Annotated in this window: 15 protein-coding genes, 1 tRNA gene and 1 pseudogene; 13 read left to right on the top strand and 4 right to left on the bottom strand. The window is 66.2% G+C overall.

Features of this window, described 5'->3' with window-relative positions:
* Nucleotides 1-69: 69 nt before the first annotated feature.
* The 9 genes from ACIBK2_RS38630 (at nucleotide 70) to ACIBK2_RS38590 (ending at nucleotide 9526) form a co-directional block, all read left to right on the top strand.
* Nucleotides 70-1587 (top strand): ABC transporter substrate-binding protein, encoded by a 1518-nt coding sequence (locus tag ACIBK2_RS38630; RefSeq protein ID WP_396974991.1) that lies wholly within the window; start codon nucleotides 70-72, stop codon nucleotides 1585-1587.
* Nucleotides 1584-2549 (top strand): ABC transporter permease, encoded by a 966-nt coding sequence (locus tag ACIBK2_RS38625; protein ID WP_396974990.1) that lies wholly within the window; start codon nucleotides 1584-1586, stop codon nucleotides 2547-2549. Before ACIBK2_RS38630 ends, ACIBK2_RS38625 begins: the two co-directional genes overlap by 4 nt.
* Nucleotides 2546-3394, top strand: a complete 849-nt coding sequence (locus ACIBK2_RS38620) for an ABC transporter permease (RefSeq protein WP_396974989.1) — start codon at nucleotides 2546-2548, stop codon at nucleotides 3392-3394. The genes ACIBK2_RS38625 and ACIBK2_RS38620 overlap by 4 nt, the downstream gene beginning before the upstream one ends.
* A complete protein-coding gene (locus ACIBK2_RS38615) occupies nucleotides 3391-5208 on the top strand; it encodes an ABC transporter ATP-binding protein (protein ID WP_396974987.1) in 1818 nt (605 codons plus the stop codon). Before ACIBK2_RS38620 ends, ACIBK2_RS38615 begins: the two co-directional genes overlap by 4 nt.
* Before the next feature lie 28 nt (nucleotides 5209-5236).
* Nucleotides 5237-5974 (top strand): lytic transglycosylase domain-containing protein, encoded by a 738-nt coding sequence (locus tag ACIBK2_RS38610; protein WP_396974985.1) that lies wholly within the window; start codon nucleotides 5237-5239, stop codon nucleotides 5972-5974.
* 112 nt (nucleotides 5975-6086) lie between these two features.
* Nucleotides 6087-7373 carry a phosphopyruvate hydratase gene (eno, locus tag ACIBK2_RS38605; protein ID WP_396974983.1) on the top strand — a complete coding sequence of 429 codons (1287 nt, stop codon included), beginning with the start codon at nucleotides 6087-6089 and terminating at the stop codon, nucleotides 7371-7373.
* Nucleotides 7374-7389: 16 nt separating this feature from the next.
* Nucleotides 7390-8052 (top strand): septum formation initiator family protein, encoded by a 663-nt coding sequence (locus ACIBK2_RS38600; protein ID WP_396974981.1) that lies wholly within the window; start codon nucleotides 7390-7392, stop codon nucleotides 8050-8052.
* Nucleotides 8049-8576: a DUF501 domain-containing protein gene (locus tag ACIBK2_RS38595; protein WP_396974979.1), complete on the top strand. Its 528-nt coding sequence runs from the start codon at nucleotides 8049-8051 to the stop codon at nucleotides 8574-8576. The genes ACIBK2_RS38600 and ACIBK2_RS38595 overlap by 4 nt, the downstream gene beginning before the upstream one ends.
* Nucleotides 8577-8578: 2 nt before the next feature.
* Complete coding sequence (locus ACIBK2_RS38590) at nucleotides 8579-9526, top strand: exopolyphosphatase (protein ID WP_396974977.1); 948 nt, start codon at nucleotides 8579-8581, stop codon at nucleotides 9524-9526.
* Nucleotides 9527-9532: 6 nt separating this feature from the next.
* On the opposite strand, the gene ACIBK2_RS38585 is transcribed toward ACIBK2_RS38590, so the two are convergent.
* Nucleotides 9533-9988 (bottom strand): SRPBCC family protein, encoded by a 456-nt coding sequence (locus ACIBK2_RS38585; protein ID WP_396974975.1) that lies wholly within the window; start codon nucleotides 9986-9988, stop codon nucleotides 9533-9535.
* A 193-nt stretch (nucleotides 9989-10181) separates the two neighbouring features.
* Between ACIBK2_RS38585 and ACIBK2_RS38580 the strand changes: the two genes are divergently transcribed.
* The 4 genes from ACIBK2_RS38580 (at nucleotide 10182) to ACIBK2_RS38565 (ending at nucleotide 14422) form a co-directional block, all read left to right on the top strand.
* Nucleotides 10182-11648 (top strand): peptide MFS transporter, encoded by a 1467-nt coding sequence (locus tag ACIBK2_RS38580; protein WP_396974973.1) that lies wholly within the window; start codon nucleotides 10182-10184, stop codon nucleotides 11646-11648.
* Between the two features lie 56 nt (nucleotides 11649-11704).
* On the top strand, nucleotides 11705-13204 hold the full coding sequence (locus ACIBK2_RS38575; protein WP_396974971.1) for an amino acid permease: 1500 nt from the start codon (nucleotides 11705-11707) through the stop codon (nucleotides 13202-13204).
* A gap of 86 nt (nucleotides 13205-13290) precedes the next feature.
* Entirely contained in the window at nucleotides 13291-14208 is a 918-nt protein-coding gene (locus ACIBK2_RS38570) for a ribonuclease Z (RefSeq protein ID WP_396974969.1), read from the top strand.
* Between the two features lie 140 nt (nucleotides 14209-14348).
* Nucleotides 14349-14422, top strand: a tRNA-Leu gene (locus ACIBK2_RS38565).
* Nucleotides 14423-14529: 107 nt separating this feature from the next.
* On the opposite strand, the gene ACIBK2_RS38560 is transcribed toward ACIBK2_RS38565, so the two are convergent.
* The 3 genes and pseudogenes from ACIBK2_RS38560 to ACIBK2_RS38550 all read right to left on the bottom strand — a co-directional run.
* A complete protein-coding gene (locus ACIBK2_RS38560) occupies nucleotides 14530-15765 on the bottom strand; it encodes an MFS transporter (RefSeq protein ID WP_396974967.1) in 1236 nt (411 codons plus the stop codon).
* 10 nt (nucleotides 15766-15775) lie between these two features.
* A complete protein-coding gene (locus tag ACIBK2_RS38555; RefSeq protein WP_396974965.1) occupies nucleotides 15776-17476 on the bottom strand; it encodes a gamma-glutamyltransferase family protein in 1701 nt (566 codons plus the stop codon).
* 219 nt (nucleotides 17477-17695) lie between these two features.
* Nucleotides 17696-17893 (bottom strand): annotated as a pseudogene (locus tag ACIBK2_RS38550) (pyridine nucleotide-disulfide oxidoreductase); the annotation flags it as partial.

Here is a 17893-nt window from a genome sequence, read left to right as displayed (position 1 = left end):
TCATATCGGCGGTCGCGTCGACGGATCGTGTACCGCGCGAAGGTGTTTGTCCAGGAAGAAGGCAGCGCAATGGGTTTGAATCGGCGGCAGCTCCTGCGGTCGGGATTCGGCATCGGGGCGGTGATCTTCGTCGCCGCGTGCTCGAAGGACGCCGAGCCGACCGGGCCCGCGCAGCGCGGCGGCACCCTGCGAGTCGGCGCCCTCGGCACGGCTGCGCGGGCCGAACGCGATCCGCACGCCAACCTGAGCAACGACAGCGACTTCCTGATCACCTCGCTGGTGTACGACGCACTCACCGTCCCCGGCGGTGACCCGAATGTCGCGCCGCGCTTGGCAACTCGATGGGAGCCGGACGCGCAACGCCGGCGCTGGACCTTCACCCTCGCCGACGGTGCGGCCTTCCACGATGGCAGCCCGGTCACCTCCGACGATGTCGTGTGGTCGCTGCGCAGGCTGCGCACCGTCGGCGGCGCATCGAAAATGCCGGTCGCGGTAGAGGACATCACCGCCGACGGCCCGAATCGGGTGGTGCTCACCGTGCCGGAGCCGAATACCCAGCTGCCGCTGCTGGTCCGGCTGATGACGTTCACCGCCAAGAAGGACACCACCGACTTCACCAAAGCCATTGGCACCGGGCCGTTTCGGCTCGAGTCATACCAGGGTGGCAACGCCAGGCTGGTGCGCAACGAGCACTGGCACGGTCCGGCGCCGCTGCTCGACGCCATCGAGGTCACCATGTTCGAGAGTGTCACCGCGCTGGGCAATGCCGTACTCGGCGGGCAGATCGACCTCGCGTCCAATGTCGGCGCGATCGCGGGCCGGACCGCCGAGGGACGTGGCGATCTGCGGGTGGTGCGCCGCGCCGACGACACCATGCTCGGCGTCGCGATGCGTGCCTCGGACGGGCCGTTCGCCGACGCTAAGGTGCGCACCGCGCTCCGGCTCGGCGTCGATCGGAATGCACTGGTGAATCAGGTGCATTCGGGCTACGGCAAGATCGCCAACGACATTCTCGGCACCGCCGACCCGATGTACGACAAGACCATCGCGCAGCGCACCCGCGACCTCGACCGCGCGAAAGCGTTACTGCGCGAGGCCAATTTCGATACCGGGCGCACGTATCCACTGGTGACCAAGGCGGAGGCGCCGGGCGAGGTCGAATCGGCGAAGGTCATCGCGACCCAGCTGGCCGATATCGGGGTCCGCCTCGACGTGGTCACCCAGGAGTCGAACGCCTTCTACGACCAGACCTGGTTGAAGGCGCCGCTGTACACCGTCTCGTGGGGCACCAACGATTCCGCGCTGTTCTACGCGAAGAATCTGATGTCCAGCGGCTCCAACCGCAACGAAACTGATTTCAAAGACGCGGCATTCGACGCCGTCACCACGAAAGCCCTGGCCGCACAGCACGACTCGGACTACGCGCAAGCCTGTCGCGAGGTGCAGCAGATCGAGCACGACCGGGGCGGCTACCTGGTGTGGGGGATGGCCGACGGCATCGACATCGCGTCCGCCCGCGTGCACGACCTGCCCACGCTCGGCGGCTTCGCCAGAGTGCAGCTGGAACGAGCCTGGCTGGCGGGGTGATCCCGTTCGCGCGCCTGCTCGTCCGGCGCCTCGCCCTGCTGATCGTCCTGCTGGCAACGGTCTTCGTGGTCGTCGACCTGCTGCCCGGCAATACGGCGCGGGCGGTGCTCGGGCGGGATGCGACGCCGAACCAGATCGCGGCGAAGGAGCGCGAACTCGGCCTGGATCACCCACTGCCGGAACGCTTCTGGGACTGGATCTCCGGAGTGCTGACCGGCGACTTCGGTCACACGGCGCGCGGACGTTCGATCAACGACCTGCTCGCCGATAAGTTTCCGCCGACCCTGCTGCTCGGCGGGCTCGCGTTGACGCTGACCGTGCTCGCGTCGCTGCTGCTGGGTATCTGGTGGGCGGCGCGGCAGGGCGTGGCACCGGAGGTGCCGACTACGAAGGTGATTCGGCAGGGCGCGGTGCGGCTGTTGCAGCCCGCGACGACTATTGCCGCGGCGATACCGGAGTTCGTGGTCGCGACGCTGTTGATCCTGGTATTCGCGCTGGCCGCCGGTTGGCTGCCCGCCGTCACCATCACCGATCGCTCCGGCTTTCCGGCGAGCCCCGACATGCTGGTGCTGCCGGTGCTTGCGCTGGCGATTCCGCAGATCGGGTGGAATACCAGGGTCGTGCGCGCGGCAATGGTGGATGCCGCCCAGGCTCCGCATGTGGAAAGTTCCGTGCTGGATGGTATTTCAACGCGCGCCGTCCTGCTCCGGCATGTACTGCCGTTCGCGCTACCCACCATCGTGGCGAGCTTCGCGACCACCGTCGGGATGGTGCTCGGCGGATCGCTGGTGGTGGAGACCATCTTCAACTACCCAGGCCTCGGCGCTCTGCTCGCCGGTTCGGTGGCGGATCGCGACGTGTCATTGATCGCCTCGGTGGTCGCGCTGTCCGGCGCGGTCATCATGTGCGTGCTCGCGGTGGCCGATGGAATTCGCGCTTGGTCATTGCGAGGTCGTGGATGAAACAGCTACTGCGCCAGCGTGCCGCCACGACGGAGGTACGGGTGAACCGCCTTGGCGTGCAACGCCTTCGGCTGCTGACAGTGCTGCCCGCAGTGCTGGTGACCCTACTGGCCGTGCTCGGCCCAGTGCTGGCACCGCACGCGGCCGAGGCCCCCGTCGGCATCCCGTTCGCCCATGCCGGTGCCGATGCCTGGTTCGGCACCGACCGGCTCGGCCGCGACGTCCTGAGCCAATTGCTCTATGGCGGTTGGGGTCTGCTCCTGCAGGCCGCTGTGATCGCCGTGACGGTGACGGTGCTGTCCTGCGTACTCGGCGCGATCGCCGCGTTGCGTCCCCGGGTCGGCACGTTGATCGAGCTCGCCACCGACTTCGCCATGCTGCTGCCCGCCGTCCTCGGCATCCTGCTCGTGCTGACCTCATGGCCTGACGCGGGTGCCCTCGGCCTGCTCGTCGTCGCCCTCCTTTTCGGCACCCCCTACTGCGCAAGGGTTTTCGCTGCGGCGGCTGTGGGCGTCGCCGCCTCCGGCTATGTCGAGGCCGCCCAGGCCAGCGGTGAGACCCTGCCGCACTTGGTCTTCCGCGAAGTGATCCCGAACCTCCGAGAAGTCATTACCGCGCAGCTCGGCCTTCGCTTCGTGGCCGCCGTCTACCTGGTCAGCACGGCCTCGTTCCTGCAATTGCCGACGACCCTCGGCGCGAGCAACTGGGCGGTCATGGTGCGCGAGAACGCCTCCGGCATGCTGCTCAACCCCTGGGCGGTGCTCGCGCCGAGCCTGGCCATCGCGGTCGTCGCGGTGAGCGTGAACCTCGCCGTGACCGCATTCGGGCGAGGGGAGCGACGGTGAGCGAACCCGCTGTCGAGGTTGACGCACAGATCGATGCAGACGCTCTGAGCCTGTCGGAGAGCCCGGACGGTGGCGATGTCTCGCGCAGCGGTGCGGGGGAGTCCGTGCCGGTAGTGGTCGACCGGTTGTCGATACGTGCTTCGACGGGGCTGGATTTGTTCGGGCCCACCAGCTTCCAGATCGCGGCGGGGCGGATCACCGCACTGACCGGCCCCTCCGGCTCGGGCAAGACAACGCTGATGCGAGCGCTACTCGGTCAACTGCCGACCGGCGGTTCCCACAGCGGCTCGGTCTCGGTCGCGGGCCACGACGTGTTCGCGCTCGATCCCGTTGCCCGGCAGCGGTTCCGGCGCACGAATGTCGCTTACGTCGGACAAGACCCTGGATCCGCCCTCAATCCGCTGATGCGAGTACGCGGACTGCTGCACGAGGTCGCCAGACACGCCTCCCGCGACACAGTCGTAGAAACCTTGGAGCTGGTCGGCCTCTCAGCGGAACATCTGCGCCGCCGCTCCGGCGAGCTCTCCGGCGGCCAGCAGCGCCGAGTCGCCTTGGCCCGCGCCCTGATCCGCCGGACCAGCGTGCTGATCCTCGACGAACCCCTCGCCGGCCTGCACGGCGCCCTGCGCACCGATATCGCTCGCCTGCTTACCGAGATCGCCGCCGAGCGTTCCACCGCTATCCTGCTGTCCGGCCACGACACCGCAACCGTGCACGCGATGGCGGACAACGTGATCGAACTCGGCACCGGACTTGCGGTCGCGCCTCGCGGAGTCGATCGTCACAAAGGTCCGTCTACAGCCGCGCGGCTTCTGATCGACCACTCGACAAAATCCGATTCGCCAGTGGGGTTTTCGACCCAACCCACAGCGCCGAGCGACGGAGCCGCAACACCGGTCAGCGAGCAATCCGTGCCCGTGATCGACAATTCAGCGGAACCTGAGTCGCCAGCGGATATCCCGGTCACGGACAGGGCGAGTGACGGAGCCGCAGTATTAGTCGGCAACGGCTCGCGACCCGGGCGCGTCGACGTGCTTGCTGGTCCGCGCCAGGCCCGCCCGGCAGCCGGGACCCCCTTTTCCCTCTTGCTGCGCGCCAAAGACATCGGTGCATCGATCGGCGGCCGTCAAGTCCTCTTTGAAATAGACCTCGAACTCACACCGTCCTCAGCGCTCGCGATCGTCGGTGTCTCCGGCGCGGGCAAGACGACGCTCGCCCGGGTGATCGCGGGCCTGCATGGCTCGGCAACGGGATCGCTCGAGCTACACGGAGCGCCGATTCTGATCGCGAACCGTGGGCGAGCTGCCAATGGCAGCAACGGCATTCAGCTGGTCACTCAGAATCCACGGTCCGCGCTCAACCCGCGCCGGACCGTCGCGCAAACCCTCGGCCGCCCGCTGCGCCGCATCGGCGGCGTGCCGAGACGCCAACTCACACAACGGGTCAGCGAACTACTCGCCTCGGTCGAGCTGGCTCCTGAACTGGTAAGCCGCTACCCACACGAGCTGTCCGGCGGCCAACGCCAACGAGTCGCTCTGGCCCGCGCCCTCGCCGCCGAACCCGCCGTGCTCATCTGCGACGAGATCACCTCCGCGCTGGATCACGCCACCGCCACATCGATCATGACTCTGCTGGATCGCATCAAGGCCGACCGCGCCATGGCCCTGCTGGTGATCAGCCACGACATGACCCTGGTCGCCGCGCACTGCCCCCGCATGGTCGTTCTCGACCACGGCCGAATCGTCGAATCCGGTGAGACGCGCGCCATACTCGCTACTCCAGCGCACACCGCGACGCGCGAGCTGCTCGGCTGAGTTCCGCGGGGTACTCCGCCGCACCTGGATGATAGGTGGAGTGCTCCTCAAGAAGACCGGCGCTTTGGCCGCCGTCATGGTGACCCTCGCGCTCGCCGGTTGCGGGATCGATCGCGATCTCCCGCCGATTCCCGAGGGCATCCCGCCCGGCCCTGGCACACCGCTGCCGTTGTTCGATCTGGACGGTCCCGGCCGAACAGCGATTCAGTTACGCGGCTGGGCCGAGGAACAGGCGGACCGGATGGCCATTCCGGCGGTCGCGCTGGAGGCCTACGGCTACGCGGCGGCGGTCATGGCCAGGTCCAAACCGGAATGCGGCATCGCCTGGACGACTATCGCGGGCATCGGGAGCGTAGAGAGCAAGCACGGCTCGCACGGCGGCTCGCGGATCGATGCGGACGGCACGGTGCGCCCGCCGATCATCGGCATCCCGCTCAACGGTGCCCCCGGCGTGGCCCTCGTCAAGGACACCGACGGCGGTGCGATGGACGGCGACCCGGAGTTCGATCGCGCGATCGGTCCGCTGCAGTTCATCCCGGAAACCTGGAAGCGCTGGGGTGTCGACGCCAATGGCGACGGCGTGGCCGACCCGCAGAACATCGACGACGCGGCCCTCACCGCGGCCCGCTACCTGTGCGCGAGCGGCGGCGACCTGACCTCTGAGCAGGGCTGGCAGAAGGCGCTTCTCACCTATAACCAATCCAACAGTTACCTGCTGACCGTGCGCGACCGCGCCGCGGCGTACAGCGTCGGCCGCCGGGTATGACCTGCTCCACCGGAGTGCCGGTTACCCGCCCAGCTCAGCGGACGCTAGGCTCGCAGCGCACGGCAATTTCCGTAATACCCACCGTGCCTGCAGCCTAAGGAGTGTCGTTTTCGTGGCCATCATCGAACAGGTCGGAGCTCGCGAGATCCTGGATTCTCGCGGCAACCCCACTGTCGAGGTCGAGATCGCCCTCGACGACGGCACCCTGACCCGGGCCGCTGTGCCCTCCGGCGCGAGCACCGGCGAGCACGAGGCCGTCGAGCTGCGTGACGGCGGCGAACGCTACGGCGGCAAGGGCGTACAGAAGGCCGTCGAGGGTGTGCTCGACGAGATCGCGCCCGCCGTCATCGGCCTGGACGCGGTCGAACAGCGCACCGTCGACCAGGTGCTGCTCGACCTGGACGGCACCCCGGACAAGTCCCGTCTCGGCGCGAACGCCCTGCTCGGTGTCTCGCTCGCGGTGGCTCGCGCCGCGGCCGAGTCCTCCGGCCTGGAGCTGTTCCGCTACCTCGGTGGCCCGAACGCGCACGTGCTTCCGGTGCCGATGATGAACATCCTCAACGGTGGCGCGCACGCCGACACCAGCGTGGACGTGCAGGAATTCATGGTCGCCCCGATCGGCGCGCCCACCTTCAAGGAGGCGCTGCGCTGGGGTGCCGAGGTGTACCACGCGCTGAAGGCGGAGCTGAAGGCCAAGGGCCTGTCCACCGGTCTCGGCGATGAGGGTGGCTTCGCCCCCGACGTGGCGGGCACCCGTGAGGCGCTCGACCTGATCAGCGTCGCCATCGGCAAGACCGGCCTGAAGCTCGGCAGCGATGTCGCGCTCGCGCTCGATGTCGCGGCCACCGAGTTCTACACCACGGGCAGCGGCTACAAGTTCGAGGGCAGTGTCCGCACCGCCGCCGAGATGACCCAGTTCTACGCCGACCTGCTCGGCTCCTACCCGCTGGTCTCCATCGAGGACCCGCTGTCGGAGGACGACTGGGACGGCTGGGTCTCGCTCACCGACGAGATCGGCGAGAAGATCCAGATCGTCGGCGACGACCTGTTCGTCACCAACCCGGAGCGGCTCGAAGAGGGCATCGCCAAGGGCGCCGCGAACGCGCTGCTGGTGAAGGTCAACCAGATCGGCACGCTCACCGAGACTTTGGACGCCGTGGAGCTCGCGCACCGCAACGGCTACAAGACGATGATGAGCCACCGGTCCGGCGAGACCGAGGACACCACCATCGCCGACCTCGCGGTCGCGGTGGGCAGCGGCCAGATCAAGACCGGTGCGCCTGCGCGCAGCGAGCGGGTTGCCAAGTACAACCAGCTGCTGCGCATCGAGGACGCGCTCGGTGACTCCGCGCGGTACGCGGGCGACGTCGCGTTCCCGCGCTTCGCATTCGAGAGTTAGTAAACAAGGGATCGCTATGACGGAGCGACGTGCGCGTGGAACCAGTCCAGCCGGGCGTGGGGACCGCCGCACGTCGCGTTCGGCGAGCTCGCGACCCAAGGCCGGATCCGATACGGAGACGGCCGCCAGGCCCGCGGCGGTAAAACGCACGGCGCGTAGGCGATCCGACGCCAAGGTGGCCGAGCCGCAAAAGGTCGGCCTGCGCAGTGCCGGCCACGACAAGCACGACCGCACCATCCTCGGCCTGTCCACCGGCAAGGCGGTGATCCTGGCCATCGTGGTGTGTGCGCTGGCGCTCACCCTGGCCGTGCCGATGCGCACCTACTTCACCCAGCGGGCCGAGGCCGCGCAGCTGCATCAGCAGCGCAAGGACCTGGAGTCCGATTTGCAGCGGCTGCGCGATCGTCGTGCGCAGCAACAGGATCCGGCCTATATCCGGTCCGAGGCTCGTGACCGGCTGCGGCTGGTACTGCCCGGCGAGACCCCCTACATCGTGCAGGTGCCCGGCATGGAGGCCGCCGCCCCGCCGACCGCGGTGACCAGGTCTCGGGAGCCCGACCCCTGGTACACCGAGCTGTGGCGCAGCATTTCCGAACCACAATCCGCCCCAGCGGCCGACAAGGCAGCACCACCCGCGCCGCCCGTCGCGCCGCCGCCAGGACCGGAAGGACCCAGGTGACACCGAACGACCAGGATCTCGCGATCATCGCCACGCAGCTCGGCCGCGAACCGCGCGGCGTGCTCGCCGTCGCCTATCGCACTCCCGATGGGATCCCGGCCGTCGTGAAAACCGCGCCGCGCCTGCCCGACGGCACACCGTTTCCCACCCTGTACTACCTGACCGACCCGCGGCTCACCGCCGAGGCGAGCAGGCAGGAATCCGCGGGCGTGATGCGCGAGATGACCGAACGGCTCGGCAGCGACCGGGAATTGGCCGCCGCCTACCTTGCCGCGCACGAGAGCTACCTGGCCGAGCGCAACGAGATCGAGTCGCTCGGCACCGATTTCACCGGCGGCGGGATGCCGGAGCGGGTGAAGTGCCTGCACGTGCTGATCGCGCACGCGCTGGCCAAGGGGCCGGGCGTGAACCCGTTCGGCGACGAGGCGGTGGCACTCGCCGCCGAGAATGGGTTGCGCGGCACCGCGATTCCGGCCGACTGGCCGAAGTACGAGCGGGTCGGCGCGCCGGAAAGCGGAGCGTAAGCATGACTGATCGGGTAGCCGCCGTCGATTGCGGGACCAACTCCATCCGACTATTGATCGCCGACGTGCTCGACGACGGCACGCTGGCCGACGTGCACCGCGAGATGCGGATCGTCCGGCTCGGCAAGGGCGTCGACGCGACCGGTTCACTGCAGCCGGAGGCGATCGAGCGCACCAGGGTCGCGCTGGCCGATTATGTTGCGCTGATGCGGAAGACGGGTGTCACCCGGGTGCGGATGACGGCCACGTCGGCCACCCGCGACGCGTCCAACCGCGAGGACTTCTTCGCCATGGCCCGCGCCGAACTGGGCACCGTGGTACCCGGCGCGGAGGCCGAGGTGATCTCCGGCGACGAGGAGGCGCGGCTCTCGTTCGCCGGTGCCATCGGCGAACTGTCCAGCGAGGCGGGGCCTTTCGTGGTGGTCGACCTCGGTGGCGGCTCGACCGAGCTGGTCTTCGGTGACAACGACGGCGTGCAGGCCGCGTTCTCCGCCGACATCGGCTGCGTCCGGATCACCGAACGCTGCCTGCCCGGCGACCCGCCGACCGCCGAACAGATCGGCGCGGCAAGGGAATTCGCCGCCGAACGACTGGCCGAAGCCTTCGCTCGGGTGCCCGTTGAAGGCGCGCACACCTGGGTCGGCGTCGCGGGCACCATGACCACCCTGGCCGCCGTCGCGCTCGACCTCCCCGAATACGACTCGGAGAAGGTCCATCTCACCCGCCTCACCCTGGATCAGCTTCGCGCCGTGTGTGATCGGCTGATCGCGATGACGCACGAGGAGCGCGCCGCGCTCGGCCCGATGCATCCCGGCCGCGTCGACGTGATCGGCGGCGGTGGCGTGATCGCGGAGGTCCTTGCCGACGAATTGTCCCGTCGCGCAGGTATTTCCGAGATCGTCGTCTCCGAACACGACATCCTCGACGGTATTGCCCTCTCCATCGCCTGACGCTCGCTAGTCGGACTTGCCTTCGCGCGCTCTACCGGTGACCAAATCGGCCAGCCTGGACAGTGATTCCTTGTTGCGCGGTGCGAGCAACTGCGTCTGAACCAGGTCGGGGACCAGCGCCGCCGGGCCGCTGATCGCGCGTTCGAACATGCTGATCCGGGTGCGGTCGGGCGTGATCTCGGTCAGCTCCAACCGAATCCACGCCGACCCGACCGGCCACAGTCGCGCCTCCAGCTCCAGCATCCGCGGCGGGTGCACCTCGCGGACCTTGGTTGTGTCGGACAGGTTCAGCGGCCACGGACCGACACTGTGGTGGATGCGAGTGCCGACGGCGGGCCAGCCGGGATCGACATCGCGAATATGCGAGGCGCCGACCACCCAGAGCGGGTACAACCAGCCGTCGGCCAGCACCGCGAACGTGTCCGCGACCGAGGCGGGCACCGTGATTTCTACCGGATCCATCCGTGCGTCACTTTCGTCGTCTTGCGGGACTGTCGTGGCCGGGCGTGCGGTTCCTCGGATGCCCATCCGGGGCCTGAAGAAACGCTCCGATATGCAGTCTGGCACGATCCGCTACCGTGCGCGACGCTGCGATGATCTTCGAGATTTGGGCGTTGATGCCGAAGAATCATCGCAAACATGGGAAGGTCTGAGGATGTCGGAAGTAAAAACGGCTGATTCACCGATTGCCGGTCGGACCATCTTCGGCCACCCGATCGGACTGACCAACCTTTTCGGAGTAGAGCTGTGGGAACGGTTCTCGTACTACGGCATGGTCAGCATCCTCGGGTACTACCTGTACTACTCGGCGACCGACGGCGGGCTCGGGCAGGACCAGAGCACCGCGTTCGGCATCGTCGGCGCCTACGGTGGCCTGGTCTATCTGTCCACCGTGCTCGGCGGCTGGATCGCCGACCGGCTGCTCGGCATGGAACGGACCGTGTTCTACGGCGGCGTGGTGGTGATGGCCGGGCATATCGCGCTGGCCGTGCTGCCCGGCCTGACCGGGGTCGGCGTCGGTCTGGTGCTGGTCGCGCTCGGTAGCGGTGCGCTCAAGGCGAATGCCTCCTCGCTACTCGGCACGCTGTACCCGAAGGGCGACGCCCGCGCCGACGGCGGATTCACCCTCTTCTATCTCGGCATCAACCTCGGCGCGTTCACCGGCCCGCTGCTCACCGGCCTGCTGCATGACCACCTCGGCTTCCACTACGCGTTCGGCGCGGCCGCGATCGGCATGGCGATCGGCCTGATCCAGTACGTCGTGTTCCGGCGCAACCTCGGCACGCACGGCCGTGACGTGCCGAACCCGTTGCCCCGCAGCGCGATCGGCCCGATCGTCGGCCTGCTCGCCGTCGCCGCGGTGGTGGTCGCCGCGGCCTTCCTGACCGGCCTCGTCACGCTGGACAATCTGCCCGACGTGACCACCGGCGTCATTGCCGCCGCGGCAGCCGTCTACTTCGTCGTCATGCTGACCAGCGCCAAGGTGACGCCGATCGAGCGAAGCCGGGTGCGCGCGTTCATCCCGCTGTTCATCGCCAACGCGGTGTTCTGGTCGCTGTTCCAGCAGATCTTCACGGTGCTCACGGGCTACTCCGACAAGCGGATCAACTGGAGCCTCTTCGGCTGGACCGCACCGTCGAACTGGATCAGCTCGGTCGAGCCGGTCTGGATCATCACGCTGTCACCGCTGTTCGCGATCATGTGGACCAAGCTCGGCTCGCGCGCGCCGAGCACGCCACGCAAATTCGCGCTCGGCGTGATCGGCATGGGGCTGGCGTTCATGTTGTTCGTGCCGCTGTCGTTCATCACCGGGCAGCATGTGCCGATCCTGCTCATCGTCGCCGTCATGGCCGGGTTCGCGGTATCGGAGTTGCTGCTCTCACCCATTGGTCTTGCGGTCACCACCCAGCTCGCACCGGAAGCTTTCCGGGCACAGATGATGGCGCTGTACTTTTTCTCGGTTGGCATCGGCACGTCGATGTCGGGTACTTTGGCTCGGTTCTATGACCAGGACCACGAATTCGCCTACTTCGGTATCACCGGCGCCGTCGCGGTCTGTGCCGGACTGGTCGTGGCCGCCATCGCGCCACGGATCAGCAAGTACATGGAGGGCGTGCATTAGCCTGCCTCCCGGGCCATAGACAGCTCGACAGCATGACCATAGGTAGAGGAGAAGGTGTGGCGATCCGCAAGCCGGACGACGCGACGGGACAGGACCCGGCTCGGTGGGGCGGGTTGTTCCGCACCAAATCCGTCGAGCAGTCGATCAAGGACACCGACGAGCCGGACTCCAAACTCCGCAAGGACCTGACCGCGTGGGACCTCACGGTCTTCGGCGTCGCGGTGGTGATCGGCGCGGGCATCTTCACGCTCACCGCGCGCACCGCGGGCAATGTGGCCGGACCGTCGGTCTCGCTCGCGTTCGTCTTCGCCGCGATCGCCTGCGGGCTGACCGCGCTCTGCTACGCGGAGTTCGCGTCGACGGTTCCGGTGGCGGGCAGCGCGTACACGTTCTCCTACGCCACCTTCGGTGAGCTCGTCGCGTGGATCATCGGCTGGGACCTGATCCTGGAATTCGCGCTGGCCACCTCGGTGGTGGCCAAGGGCTGGTCGCAGTACCTCGGCGAGGTGATGGGCACGACGCCGATCGTGCACATCGGCTCGGTGTCCTTCGACTGGGGCGCGGTGCTGCTGATCGCGGTCCTCGCCGTGCTGCTGGCGACCGGGACCAAGGTGTCTTCGCGGGTGTCGGCGGTGGCGGTCGCGATCAAGCTGGCCGTGATCGCGCTGGTGCTGATCGTCGGCATCAGGTACTTCAAGTCGGAGAACCTGACGCCCTACATTCCGCCGTCGCAGCCCAGCGAATCGAGTGACGGGCTGCGTCAGTCGCTGTTCTCCTTCCTGACCGGCGCCGGGCACACCAGCTTCGGCTGGTACGGCCTGCTCGCCGCGGCCAGCCTGGTGTTCTTCGCGTTCATCGGCTTCGACGTGGTCGCGACCACCGCCGAGGAGACCAAGAACCCGCAGAAGGCGGTGCCGCGCGGCATCCTCGGCTCGCTGCTGATCGTCACCATCCTGTACGTCGCGGTGTCGCTGGTGCTCACCGGCATGGTGCCCTACACCGAGCTGTCCGGTGACAACGCCACGCTCGCAACGGCTTTCGCGATCCACGGCGACACCTGGGTGAAGAACATCATCTCGGTCGGCGCGCTCGCCGGGCTCACCACGGTGGTCATGGTGATGTTCCTCGGACAGACCCGGGTGCTGTTCGCGATGTCGCGCGACGGACTGATGCCACGGAAGCTGGCGCACACCAGCAAGTTCGGCACGCCGGTGCGGATCACCGCGATCGTCGGCGTGGTCTGCGCGGTGCTGGCCGGCTTCGTCGACTTCGGCACGCTCGAGGAAATGGTCAATATCGGCACGCTGTTCGCGTTCGTGCTGGTCTCGATCGGCGTGCTCATCCTGCGCCGCACCCGCCCCGACCTGCCACGCGGGTTCCGCGTTCCGCTGGTGCCTGTTGTGCCGATTCTCGGTGTGCTCGCCTGCTTCTGGCTGATGCTGAACCTCTCGGTGGAAACCTGGCTGCGGTTCATCATCTGGATGGCCCTCGGCTTCGTCATCTACTTCGCCTACAGCCGCCGTCACTCCGTCCTGCGCAACACTCCTGCGGAGTAGGTACATGGCTCACGCGCACGAGGCGTGCTCTCGACGCTCTGTCGCGGGCACGCTTCGTGCGCTGGTGCGCGGGTAGCGTGGCGAACGTGTCGCAGCGGGAGCTCGTCGTCCTCGGGACCGCCAGTCAGGTGCCGACCAAGCAGCGCAATCACAATGGGTATCTGCTGCGCTGGGAGGACGAGGGGGTCCTGTTCGATCCGGGGGAGGGGACGCAGCGGCAGATGACCTACGCCGGGGTTTCGGCGACCGACATCACCCGAATCGCGATCACCCACTTCCACGGCGATCACAGCCTCGGGCTGGCCGGTGTGGTCCAGCGGATCAATCTCGACCAGGTGCCACATCCGGTCGACGTGTGCTTTCCCGCCTCGGGCGCCGAGTATTACGACCGGCTCGTCAACGCCACCTCGTACTACCGGCGGGCCGAATTGCGGCCTCGCCCCATCGATCTGCCCGGCCCGGTGGACTTCCCCGGCGCGCCGTTCGCTGTCACGGCGGTTCCGCTGTCGCATCCCGTGGATACCTTCGGCTACCGGCTCACCGAACCATCCGGCCGCCGCATCCTGCCCGACCGTCTACGCCAATACAGACTGAGCGGTCCGATCATCACGCAACTACAGCAGCAGGGCCACGTCGAAATATCCGGTCGCACCATCACTCTCGAAGAGGTCAGTGACCCGCGCCCCGGCCAGAGCTTCGCCTTCGTCATGGACACCCGCCTCTGCGACGGCGTGCACGAACTGGCCGCCGACACCGACATGCTCGTCATCGAGGCCACCTTCCTCGACGCCGACGCCCACCTGGCCGCCGAATACGGCCACCTCACCGCGGGCCAAGCGGGCCGCATCGCCGCCGACGCGCGCACCCGCACACTAGTCCTCACGCACTTCTCACAGCGCTACCGCGACCTCTCCGACCACCTGGCCGAAGCCCGCCAACACTTCTCCGGCACCATCCACATAGCCACCGACCTGGCCCGAATCCCCCTGCCGCCCAGGCGATAACACCCACCCCCGAAACTCCCCAACCCCCTCTTCCCTTTTGGTCGACTGCCCAACATTTTCCAGGAGGACGCCGACACGTTGCACACCTTGAACAGTCGGAATTCCGGTACACCCGTACGACTCGGTACGCTGTCCCGGACGCCCCCATAGCCCAATTGGCAGAGGCAGTGGACTTAAAATCCATCGAGTGTCGGTTCGAGTCCGACTGGGGGCACTGTCCGGAGCCCGTGACAGTGGTTTCGGTGATCCCTGGGAACAGTTCGCCGCAGGTGCGCGCGTGGCATCGGCTTCGGTGCCACGAAAGGGCTACCCGCCTCCGTCCTACGTTGTCACCGAACGACTGTCGGGTACTCGGCTCTCGTCATGGCCAGTGAGCAGTCGGTGTAATGGCACCGCGACGAGCACGGCGAGCAGACAGACACCGGCGCATAGCGCCAGGTAGGGCGTCACCAGGGCGCTGGCTATGAACGCCGCCGACATGATCGGGCCGAGCGCCGTGGAAATCTGACGAACGAACATGTCGATGCCCAGATAGCGGCCCAGCGCGCCAGGAGGTGCTAGATCGGCAACAAGTGGTGATGCCGTGGCGGCGAGCAAAACCTCGCCGATGCCGAACAACGCGTAGAAGCCGATAAGAGTATCGGCGGCCAGATCTGAACGGCCGGTCAGGGCACCAAGTCCCATCAGCACCCAACCTGTCGCCCATAGCAAACCAACCACGCCGAACGACCAGGCAGGACGCATCCCTCGACTGAGACGGCGGACCAACGGATAGGTCAACAGGATCACCATGGTGTTGACGGCCAGGGCCAATCCGACGATCTGTGGTGACACCCCGAGCACGATGGTGGCCATGCCAGGTAATCCTGAGTTGGCTTGGCCGTAGCCAACGAGCTGCAGTAACAGGGTCAGCATCAGGTAGCAAAGGAACGCAGGTCGAAGAATGAACCGTGCCTTCTCGTCATCGTCCGTGGTTTGTGGTGTCGCTCGGCGGCGTGGCATCGCAGGTAGATAGACGACTTTGGTGACCAGACCGAGTATCGCCAGCAGGATGAACAGCACCTCGAAAGTCACGGGGTGCAGTGGATCGGCAATCAACCCGCCGAGCAGGCTGCCTGACCCAAGGCCGAGGTTCCACATCATGAAGCTCGCTGTCGCGGCCCGACTGCGCGATGAAAGCGGGACGGACTGTAGCAGAATTCCACGGGTAGCCGGATCGGTGCATCCGATTCCGGCACCAATGGCCAGGCTTGCCGCCAATGCCAGCTCGGGCCAGCGAAACACCCCCAGGCCGATCGCTCCGATAAATGTCAGTACGGTTCCCGTGAGGAACACGCCACGCGTGCCCCGTCTATCCATTACCCAACCCGCAATCAGCGCCGCAGCCAGGAGCCCGGTGGCCCGCAATGCAAAGGATGCACCGGCCACACCGGGGCCGAAGCCTCGGACATGATCGAGAAAGAGGAACCAGGACGGAATTACAAGACCATTCCCCATCCCGACCAACAGTTGTCCAGCAATCATGCGGCGCGCGAGCGGAGAAAAACTTGTATCCATATGAGTGCCGCTATCGGCCGGATGCATAGACGGTGGCACCGCGTGGATCGGCCGCGCCGAACAGCAACCCGGAGTCGGTATCGCGACCGGCCGCAGCCATGCGCCCTTGAGATTTGGGCGAGCAGATCTCGATGTCATGACCCCATTTGCGCAAGGTGTCGATCACCGATTCCCCGACCGAACTCTCGATCGCAAGCCTACCCAGTTGGATGTCATGGGGGTCAAATGAGCTGATGAGGTGCTCTGTGTGCCAGCGTGGCATCTCGACAGCCTCTTGGGGTGGAGTGCCCCCCGCTACCCTGAGAAAGAATTGCAGAGCCCATTGATCGTGGAGATCTCCGCCCGGCGACCCGAAGGCCATGAACGGCTCACCCTGATACAAGGCGAGGGGAGGGCAAATGGTAGTTCTCGGTCGGCGCATCGGTGTCAACGTGTTCGGAAGACCGCTGTCGAGCCAGGTCTGCTGCAACCGATTGCCCAGCGGAAATCCCAGCTCCCCGATCACCGGCGACGTGTAGAAGAAGCCACCGCTAGGGGAAGCCGATACGAAATTTCCGAACCTGTCCACTACGGCGAGGTAACAGGTATCACCGTTCGGCAATGTGGGCTGGGGCTCGGCATCGCTTTCCGCTTTGCCGAACGCATGTCGTTTACGTTCGAGTTCTCGGTAAACATGTTCGGGGAGTCGAGGCTCGGCTCCAGCGATCGAACCGGGGGTCAAGCTCAGTGTGGCGCGATCGGCAATAGCATTCTTTCGGCTTTCCGCATACTCGCTCGATAACAAGAAATCGATCGGTACGGTGCCGTTGTCTCCATAGTAGGCATCCCGATCCGCATAGGCGAGTTTGGCGGACTCCGTCAGCGTATGTATGTTGGCGGCAGACTCGAAGTCGGCAATGTCGATTGCGTCAGGCGAAAGCATGGAAAGGTGCTGTAGCATCACCGGCCCCTGGGACCAGGCGCCCGGCTTGCAGATCGTCCAATCGCCCCAGTCGAGCCGTACGGAATCCTCATAGGTAGCGCGATATCGGGTCAGATCATCTGCAGATAGCCAACCTGTGTGAAATGCGCCCTTGGCATCGGCCCTCGGCGTGGCAAGGAATTCCACCATGGCTGACGCTACAAATCCTTGTCGCCATATATCTCGAGCCTTCTCGATCTGCTCATCACGATCGTTGGATGCCAACTCTGCCTCACGCACGATCCGGCCGTAGGTCTCTGCGAGAGCAGGATTCTTCATGAGCGAAAATGGCTTGGGCACTTCGCCGGAGTTCAGATATAATTCAGCCGAGGTCGGCCAGTAATTGGCGAATATATGCTTGGAATGTCCGATCAGTTTAGCCATGCGGGGCGCCAATGGGAAGCCGGACGACGCGTATCCGATCGCCGGCTCCAAGACTTCCCGTAACGACTTCGTTCCATAATCTCGAAGCATCAGCATCCATGCATCGAATGCACCAGGAACGGCTGTGCTCAGAACGCCTGACTCCGGTACGGTCTCGAAACCTAGATTCAGAAATGACCCCGGCGATGCGCCTGCCGGCGCGGGGCCTTGGCCGCAGAGAACGCGAACCGTATCTTCGGCTTTGCTGTAAAATGTGACGACGACCTCACCGCCAGGTGCCGAATAGGCCGGCATGACCACTTGCAGCGTGAATCCGACTGCCACAGCGGCATCGAAAGCGTTCCCCCCTTTCTCCAGGATCGACATCCCAACTGCGGAAGTTATCCAATTGGGGGCTGAAACCACACCAAATGTGCCACATACGGGTGGGCGATCAGTCACGGAAATTCCTCCAGAATCATTTGATGATTTCGGTGCGATGACGACGCTGTCGAAATTCGACGACGAGCCTTTCCGGCGTTCTGTTCGAATTCGCGCACCTCAGCGCGAGCGAAGCGCTGCAGCTGTCTTGGCCGAAGCGGTGGATCACACTCTGTGTGGCTCGCTGGCGCGCAGCATGTCTTCGCGCTCGACCACCTTGACGCGTTCGCGGCCCTCTGGCTCGCCGAGCGAGCGCTCGTGCGCGTCGAGGCGGTACCAGCCCTGCCAGGTGGTGAACGGGATGCCCTTGCCCTCCAGGAAGGTGGTGACGGCGTCGAGCTCCGGCTGCGCGGCCGGGGTGAA

It is taken from the genome of Nocardia sp. NPDC050175 (genome assembly GCF_044459885.1).
In the GTDB taxonomy this organism is placed as follows: domain Bacteria; phylum Actinomycetota; class Actinomycetes; order Mycobacteriales; family Mycobacteriaceae; genus Nocardia.
This window is presented reverse-complemented; position numbering and strand designations above follow the sequence as displayed.

Coding starts and splice junctions, on each gene's coding strand:
- ACIBK2_RS38620 (WP_396974989.1), top strand. CDS start 2,546: ATGAAACAGCTACTGCGCCAGCGTGCCGCCACGACGGAGGTACGGGTG.
- ACIBK2_RS38580 (WP_396974973.1), top strand. CDS start 10,182: ATGTCGGAAGTAAAAACGGCTGATTCACCGATTGCCGGTCGGACCATC.
- ACIBK2_RS38590 (WP_396974977.1), top strand. CDS start 8,579: ATGACTGATCGGGTAGCCGCCGTCGATTGCGGGACCAACTCCATCCGA.
- ACIBK2_RS38555 (WP_396974965.1), bottom strand. CDS start 17,476: ATGTCGATCCTGGAGAAAGGGGGGAACGCTTTCGATGCCGCTGTGGCA.
- ACIBK2_RS38560 (WP_396974967.1), bottom strand. CDS start 15,765: ATGGATACAAGTTTTTCTCCGCTCGCGCGCCGCATGATTGCTGGACAA.
- ACIBK2_RS38600 (WP_396974981.1), top strand. CDS start 7,390: ATGACGGAGCGACGTGCGCGTGGAACCAGTCCAGCCGGGCGTGGGGAC.
- ACIBK2_RS38630 (WP_396974991.1), top strand. CDS start 70: ATGGGTTTGAATCGGCGGCAGCTCCTGCGGTCGGGATTCGGCATCGGG.
- ACIBK2_RS38585 (WP_396974975.1), bottom strand. CDS start 9,988: ATGGATCCGGTAGAAATCACGGTGCCCGCCTCGGTCGCGGACACGTTC.
- ACIBK2_RS38610 (WP_396974985.1), top strand. CDS start 5,237: ATGATAGGTGGAGTGCTCCTCAAGAAGACCGGCGCTTTGGCCGCCGTC.